The following is a 6,383-nucleotide window of genomic DNA, read 5'->3' as shown; positions in this document are numbered from 1 at the left end:
TCGTCCATCCGGTGCAGAAACAAAAAAAGGACTGGCAGCAGTCCTTTTTTTGTTTCGATGAGGAGGTGTCAGGCGATGGCTTCACCCAGCACCGATACCGTGATGTGCGCCGAGACATCGCTGTGAAGTGCAATGGTAGCGGTGTAGTCACCTACCTGTTTCAGTTGTCCTTCCGGCATGCGTATCATGGATTTTTCGATTGAGAAACCCTGATTGCACAGCTCTTCAGCAATATTGGCATTGGTTACCGACCCAAAAAGCTTGCCATCGACACCGGCTTTTTGGGTGATTTGTATGAGCAGACCATCAAGTTTGGCTGCCAGCGCTTCTGCGGCCGCCAAAACTTCTGATTGTTTTTTTTCCAGTTCCGCGCGCTTGGATTCAAACTCGGCGATAGCACTGGCGGTAGCCCATTTGGCTTTTCCTTGGGGAATGAGATAGTTGCGAGCATATCCTCGCTTGACATTGACAATGCTGCCCAAAGCGCCCAGTTTGGCTATTTTTTCCATCAAAATTACTTGCATAGCAGTTCTCCCAAGTTCTTAGTGCCGATCAGTATATGGTAACAGCGCCAAGAAGCGTGCGCGTTCGATAGCAAGCCCCAGCTGGCGCTGGTAGTTAGCCTTGGTGCCGGTGATCCGGGCCGGTATGATTTTTCCATTATCACTGATGAAGTCTTTAAGCAGCTCGGTGTCTTTGTAGTCGATGGTGGTAATGCCTTCGGCAGTAAAGCGGCAGAATTTTTTACGTTTGAACAAGGGACGATTTGCAATTCTGTCCTTTAGTCTGCTCTTTGCATCTTTGTTTTTCGAGAATCTCATATTATCTCCGTTAAGCTATTTGTATAAATGGTTTACTGTTTTTCAGGCAAGTGCCGCATCGCATATATGCAAAATCAGCTGGTCGTTCATGCGGTTCTTCCTGACAAGAAAGCCCGTGAGCCTGACATGTCGATCAATACCCATGGAATAAACTTGCTCGGCCAGGTCTGCCATCGCTATTGCTGCCAATTCGCATGTTACCTGGCGCCGGCTACCAGCTTCCACTTGCATGGACTCGTGGCTGAGCTTGAGTTCGGTAACCATGATGCCAGCGGGCGTATAGCGTGGTGTAGCAAGCTTGACAATTTTTCCGCAGATGATGACCTGGTTGCAATCCAGTGTGGATCCCGGTTCAGGATGCAGATTGAACTTGCTCGGAAGCAATTGCAGGATTGTCTCCGGAAGGAGCGCCAGAAGCATTGGAGGCTGACGGGCTGGCAGATTGATCCTCTGCAGTGGCATGTGCAGGCTTGCTGCCGCCTTCTTGCGCCAGGGGAGAAGGTGAGGTAACAGGACCATTCATACGAACGACCAGATGGCGCAAAACTGCGTCATTGAATTTGAAGCTGTGTTCGAGCTCTTCAAGTGTTTCCTGATCACATTCGATGTTCATCAAAACATAGTGAGCTTTGTGCAATTTCTGGATGAGATAGGCAAGCTGGCGTCGACCCCAATCTTCCAGACGATGGATTTTTCCTGATCTGGTGGTGATCGTGCTGGTATAACGCTCGATCATGGCAGGCACTTGCTCGCTTTGATCAGGGTGAACGATAAAAACTATTTCGTAGTGTCTCATGGTGTCCTTTCGGGTATAGCCTCCTTCTTTGGGTGGGAAGTGAGGCAAGGTAATAAAAACTTGGCAAAGAAGATTGCACGGTTCAGGCGCGCGCCGTGGCAAGGATATTCGCCGGACAGGCGTGCCGTACCGGCAAACCGGTGAGTATTGTACTGAGTTGAAAGTAAAATATCAAAAAGTTGCAAGCTTGGTCTGGATGTAATGCAATGAATCAAGGGCACCTCTAAAAATTTAGCGTTTTAAACAAGACGAGGCGAGAACAAAAAATGTTGACGCAGCATATGATGGATATGTCAGGAGACATTTTTTGTGAACAACGACGTATTGTGGCGAAATATGGATTTTTTAGAGGCGCCCTCAAAATAAATAACAAGATATCAGGCGGGAAAAGAGGCAAGAAAAGTGACTGTGCAGTAGGCGGCATGACTGACAAGCAAGGATGGGTTGCATGCGGGTTGTTGGTAGTGAATAGCGGTTAATTGTGTCTGCAATTTCGGCCAGGCTTTGTTCAAAAGCATTCATTGACTATGGTGCCCGATCAAGTTAAAATCCCCGCACTTTTTGGAGAGATTCCCTAAGGGAATTTCCACACGCCCGCAAAAAATGTCATTAATTAGCAATAAACCGCTCGGGGCGGTTATACGCTGGCAGATTGTCTACGCAGTGCTCGTGTCAATTGGGTGCGGTTTATGGATGGGTGTGCACGGCGCTGTATCAGGATTTTTAGGGGCGCTTGTCAGTATCTTCTCAATGGCGGCCTATACAGTAGTCATATCAAGACATCGTGGATATTCAGCGAGCGGTACGCTGCGCACGGCGTTGCGAGCGGAAGCGGTGAAGATAATAGTAATTATTGTGGCGCTCTGGGGCGTTTTTGCTGCCTACGAAGATGTGGTGCCAATCGTATTTATTGGCTCGTTCATCGTGGCGGTAATTATATCTAGTCTGGCGATATTTGTGCCAGAAATACCCAGTGGCGATAAAAAGGTGCAGAAATAGCAAATAGGTAAGGAAAATGGCATCTGATGCAGAATTAACACCAACTTCATATATCCAACATCACCTGACCAATATGACTGTCAGTTTCGGAGACAGTTCGTTCTGGGTGCTTCATGTCGACACGTTGGTGATGTCGCTGATATTGGGCGTGCTCAGCCTTGGTTTCATGTGGATGGTTGTAAGAAAAGCCACCACAGGCGTGCCATCCAAGAAGCAGGCCTTCGTTGAGATATTGATCGAGTTTGTCGATGGGCAGGTAAAGAATTCGTTTCATGGAAACAGGCACAAATTTGTGGCGCCGGCTGCGCTGACTATATTTGTCTGGGTGTTGATGCTGAACACCATGGATCTGCTGCCAATTGACATTATGGCGTGGATCTATACAAATATATTCGGGTTGCATAATTGGCGCAGCGTGCCGACCACTGACGTGAACACGACATTTGCGCTGGCATTGTCAATCTGGCTCTTGACGATTTACTTCGGGATTCAGGTTAAGGGTATGGGCGGATGGATTGCGGAGCTGTTTTGCAGTCCCTTTGGCAAGAACCCGCTGCTGTGGCCGCTCAATTTGTTATTCAACTTGATTGAATATATTTCTAAACCGTTGTCACATTCCCTGCGGTTATTTGGAAATATCTACGCAGGCGAGATTATTTTTCTGTTACTCGGTATGTGGGCCGCAACGGGCGTTGCCGGGACTGTCTTTGGCGCCGTGCTTGGGCTGGGTTGGGCAATCTTTCATATACTGATCGTTACATTGCAAGCGTTTATATTCATGATGTTGACTGTGGTCTACTTGTCCATGGCGCACGAGTCGCATTAATTAAGAAGAAGCTTTTGTTGTTAATTTGATTTTAATTAAAGGAAGGCAATTATGGATAATGTTCAATTTTTAGCAATGGTACAGGCCTACACCGGGATCGGCATTGGGTTGATGATTGGATTGGGTGCGGCAGGTGCATGTATCGGCGTGGGTATTATGTGTAGCCGTTTTCTGGAAGGTGCGGCACGTCAGCCAGAAATGATTCCTACGCTGCAAGGTAAAGTTTTCTTACTGCTGGGTTTGACCGACGCTTCGTTCATTATTGCTGTCGGGCTTGCAATGTTGTTCGCATTTGGTAATCCGTTGTTGGCAGTGATTCAGTAAAAATAAGCGTAAATACTGAATATATTCTAGAAGACGTATAAAGGGCTGTTATGAATATAAATTTCACACTGGTCTCGCAAGCGATAGCCTTTTCCGTTTTTATCTGGTTTACCGTCAAGTTTGTATGGCCGCATTTATTGCGTGCGATTGAAGAGCGCCAAAAGCAGATTGCCGATGGGCTGGCGGCTGGTGAACGTGGTAAGAAAGAGCTGGAGCTTGCTAGTCAGCGTTCTTTGGAGGTGCTCAAGGAAGCGAAGCAGCGAGCAAGCGAGATAGTCATCCAGGCGGAAAAAAGAGCTGCCGACATCGTTGAAGAAGCCAAAGCAAATGCCAGAGTCGAAGGCGACAAGATTTTGGCGGGTGCGAAAGCGGAAATTCAGCATGAAGTTTTTGGCGCACGCGAAGCGTTGCGTCAGCAAGTAGCAAGCTTGGCCGTTCAGGGTGCCACGAAAATTCTTCGTCGAGAAGTGAACCCGAAGGCGCATGCTGATTTGCTTTCATCAATAGAGGCAGAGTTAAAGTAAATGGCTGAAGCGATAACAATTGCTAGACCCTACGCAGAAGCGGTTTTTAAGCTCGCTAGGGCTAAAGGCGCTTTATCTTCCTGGTCGGAAATGCTGGAGCTGCTCACTGCTGTGGCATCCGAAAAACAAATTAAGGCATTGATCGGTAATCCTCAAGTGCCATCAGCTAAGCTGCGCGAAATTGTTCTTGCTGTGTGCGGCGGAAAGCTTAATCGTGAAGGAAAGCACTTGGTGGATCTATTGATCGAAAACGATCGCTTGGGTGTGCTGCCTCAGCTGAAGGAACTTTATGGTCAGCTTAAGGCGCAACACGAAAGTGTGCTCCAGGCTAAAATCACGTCGGCTTTTCCTCTCGATGAGGAGCAGCTGAGTAAACTGATTTCGGTGCTCGAGAAGAAGTTTCAACGAAAAGTCAATGCGCAAGTTGATGTAAATGCTGAGCTTATCGGTGGGGTTAGAATTGAAATCGGCGATCAGATAATAGACAGCTCAGTGTACGGAAGGCTAGAAGTAATGGCAGCTGCCCTCAAAAGCTAGGAGTTATTAAAATGCAGTTAAATCCATCAGAAATAAGTGAACTAATCAAAAGTAGAATTGAAGGGCTGTCTGTTATTTCGGAATTTCGTACGCAGGGTACGATCGTATCGGTGACAGATGGTATCGTCCGAATTCATGGATTGTCCGACGTGATGCAGGGCGAAATGCTGGAGTTTCCTGGCGGAACATTCGGCTTGGCGCTGAATCTGGAGCGTGATTCGGTGGGCGCGGTTATTCTGGGTGCATACGAGCATTTGAAGGAAGGGGATGTCGTAAAGTGTACCGGCCGTATTCTGGAAGTACCAGTAGGCGAGGCGCTTCTGGGCAGGGTTGTCAATGCCTTGGGGCAGCCAATTGATGGCAAGGGCCCTATTGATGCTAAAAAGTTAGAGCCGATAGAGAAAATTGCGCCGGGCGTGATATGGCGTAAATCAGTCGATCAGCCGGTACAAACCGGACTGAAGTCGATCGACGCAATGGTGCCGGTTGGCCGTGGTCAGCGGGAATTGATCATTGGCGATAGACAAACCGGTAAGACCGCCGTGGCAATTGATACAATCATTAATCAGAAAGATGAAAACATGATTTGTATTTACGTTGCCATTGGTCAGAAAGCCTCTTCCATCGCCAACGTGGTGCGTAAGCTCGAAGAAGTCGGCGCGATGGCGTACACCATCGTCGTGGCTGCTTCAGCCTCTGAATCGGCAGCCATGCAGTTCATTGCACCCTATTCTGGTTGCACAATGGGCGAATACTTCCGCGATAAAGGGGAAGATGCACTCATCGTATACGATGACTTGACCAAACAAGCGTGGGCATACAGGCAGATTTCTTTGCTGCTGCGCCGTCCTCCTGGACGTGAAGCTTATCCGGGCGACGTTTTCTATCTCCACTCCCGTCTGCTGGAGCGCGCGGCAAGAGTCAATGCAGATTATGTCGAGAAAGCGACTCAGGGAGAAGTGAAGGGTAAAACCGGTTCTCTGACGGCATTGCCGATTATTGAAACACAGGCTGGTGACGTGACGGCATTTGTCCCAACCAATGTGATTTCCATCACGGACGGACAGATTTTCCTTGAGACCGACTTATTCAATGCGGGTATCCGGCCAGCTATCAATGCCGGGATATCGGTATCACGGGTAGGGGGGGCAGCACAAACCAAGGTTATCAAGAAACTGGGTGGCGGTATTCGCTTGGCTCTTGCACAGTTCCGAGAGCTGGCCGCGTTTGCACAGTTTGCTTCGGATCTTGACGAGGCGACGCGTAAGCAGCTCGAGCGTGGAAAAATGGCAACAGAATTGATGAAGCAGCCTCAGTATGCCACGCAGAAAGTCTCCGAAATGGCGCTAACCTTGTTCGCATTGAACAAGGGATATTTTGACGATGTGGATATCAAACGCGCACTCGCTTTTGAGTCCGCGCTGAAAAGTCATATGCGCAGCCATCACCAGTCGGTGATGGATAAAATCGAGACAACCAAGGAGCTCGATGGCGAGACCGAGCAGGCGCTGGAGGCCGCTATTCAGGAATTCAAGCAAAACGGAAGCTATTAACCC

General features: G+C 48.5%; 11 protein-coding genes. 7 read left to right on the top strand and 4 right to left on the bottom strand.

Going from position 1 to position 6,383, the window contains the following annotated elements; all coding sequences use genetic code 11:
• Window positions 1-68: 68 nt before the first annotated feature.
• Genes rplI through rpsF form a run of 4 tightly spaced genes read right to left on the bottom strand, consistent with a single transcriptional unit; the run spans window position 69 to window position 1,617 of the window.
• Entirely contained in the window at window positions 69-524 is a 456-nt protein-coding gene (rplI, locus tag ABTW62_RS09655; protein WP_430904365.1) for a 50S ribosomal protein L9, read from the bottom strand.
• A gap of 18 nt (window positions 525-542) precedes the next feature.
• The gene (rpsR, locus tag ABTW62_RS09650) at window positions 543-821 is read right to left on the bottom strand and encodes a 30S ribosomal protein S18 (protein ID WP_430904364.1); all 279 of its coding nucleotides are present in this window, start codon (window positions 819-821) and stop codon (window positions 543-545) included.
• Window positions 822-863: 42 nt separating this feature from the next.
• Complete coding sequence (priB, locus tag ABTW62_RS09645) at window positions 864-1,205, bottom strand: primosomal replication protein N (protein ID WP_430904363.1); 342 nt, start codon at window positions 1,203-1,205, stop codon at window positions 864-866.
• Window positions 1,174-1,617: a 30S ribosomal protein S6 gene (gene rpsF, locus ABTW62_RS09640; RefSeq protein ID WP_430904362.1), complete on the bottom strand. Its 444-nt coding sequence runs from the start codon at window positions 1,615-1,617 to the stop codon at window positions 1,174-1,176. Before rpsF ends, priB begins: the two co-directional genes overlap by 32 nt.
• A gap of 266 nt (window positions 1,618-1,883) precedes the next feature.
• Here rpsF and ABTW62_RS09635 point away from each other — a divergent pair, with 266 nt between their 5' ends.
• The 7 genes from ABTW62_RS09635 to atpA all read left to right on the top strand — a co-directional run bounded on the left by ABTW62_RS09635 (window position 1,884) and on the right by atpA (window position 6,380).
• The gene (locus tag ABTW62_RS09635; RefSeq protein WP_430904361.1) at window positions 1,884-2,096 is read left to right on the top strand and encodes a hypothetical protein; all 213 of its coding nucleotides are present in this window, start codon (window positions 1,884-1,886) and stop codon (window positions 2,094-2,096) included.
• Between the two features lie 124 nt (window positions 2,097-2,220).
• A complete protein-coding gene (locus ABTW62_RS09630; RefSeq protein WP_430904360.1) occupies window positions 2,221-2,616 on the top strand; it encodes an ATP synthase subunit I in 396 nt (131 codons plus the stop codon).
• Window positions 2,617-2,632: 16 nt separating this feature from the next.
• The gene (atpB, locus tag ABTW62_RS09625; RefSeq protein WP_430904359.1) at window positions 2,633-3,442 is read left to right on the top strand and encodes a F0F1 ATP synthase subunit A; all 810 of its coding nucleotides are present in this window, start codon (window positions 2,633-2,635) and stop codon (window positions 3,440-3,442) included.
• Between the two features lie 51 nt (window positions 3,443-3,493).
• Window positions 3,494-3,766, top strand: a complete 273-nt coding sequence (gene atpE / locus ABTW62_RS09620) for a F0F1 ATP synthase subunit C (RefSeq protein WP_090414777.1) — start codon at window positions 3,494-3,496, stop codon at window positions 3,764-3,766.
• 50 nt (window positions 3,767-3,816) lie between these two features.
• A complete protein-coding gene (locus ABTW62_RS09615; RefSeq protein WP_430904358.1) occupies window positions 3,817-4,290 on the top strand; it encodes a F0F1 ATP synthase subunit B in 474 nt (157 codons plus the stop codon).
• Window positions 4,291-4,827: a F0F1 ATP synthase subunit delta gene (locus ABTW62_RS09610; protein ID WP_430904357.1), complete on the top strand. Its 537-nt coding sequence runs from the start codon at window positions 4,291-4,293 to the stop codon at window positions 4,825-4,827.
• 11 nt (window positions 4,828-4,838) lie between these two features.
• Window positions 4,839-6,380 carry a F0F1 ATP synthase subunit alpha gene (gene atpA, locus ABTW62_RS09605; protein WP_430904356.1) on the top strand — a complete coding sequence of 514 codons (1,542 nt, stop codon included), beginning with the start codon at window positions 4,839-4,841 and terminating at the stop codon, window positions 6,378-6,380.
• The last annotated feature ends 3 nt before the right edge of the window (window positions 6,381-6,383 follow it).

The organism is Nitrosomonas sp. ANs5 (genome assembly GCF_050584665.1).
Classification (GTDB): Bacteria; Pseudomonadota; Gammaproteobacteria; order Burkholderiales; family Nitrosomonadaceae; genus Nitrosomonas.
The sequence above is the reverse complement of the archived record's forward strand: the minus strand, read 5'-3'. Positions and strand labels throughout refer to the sequence as shown.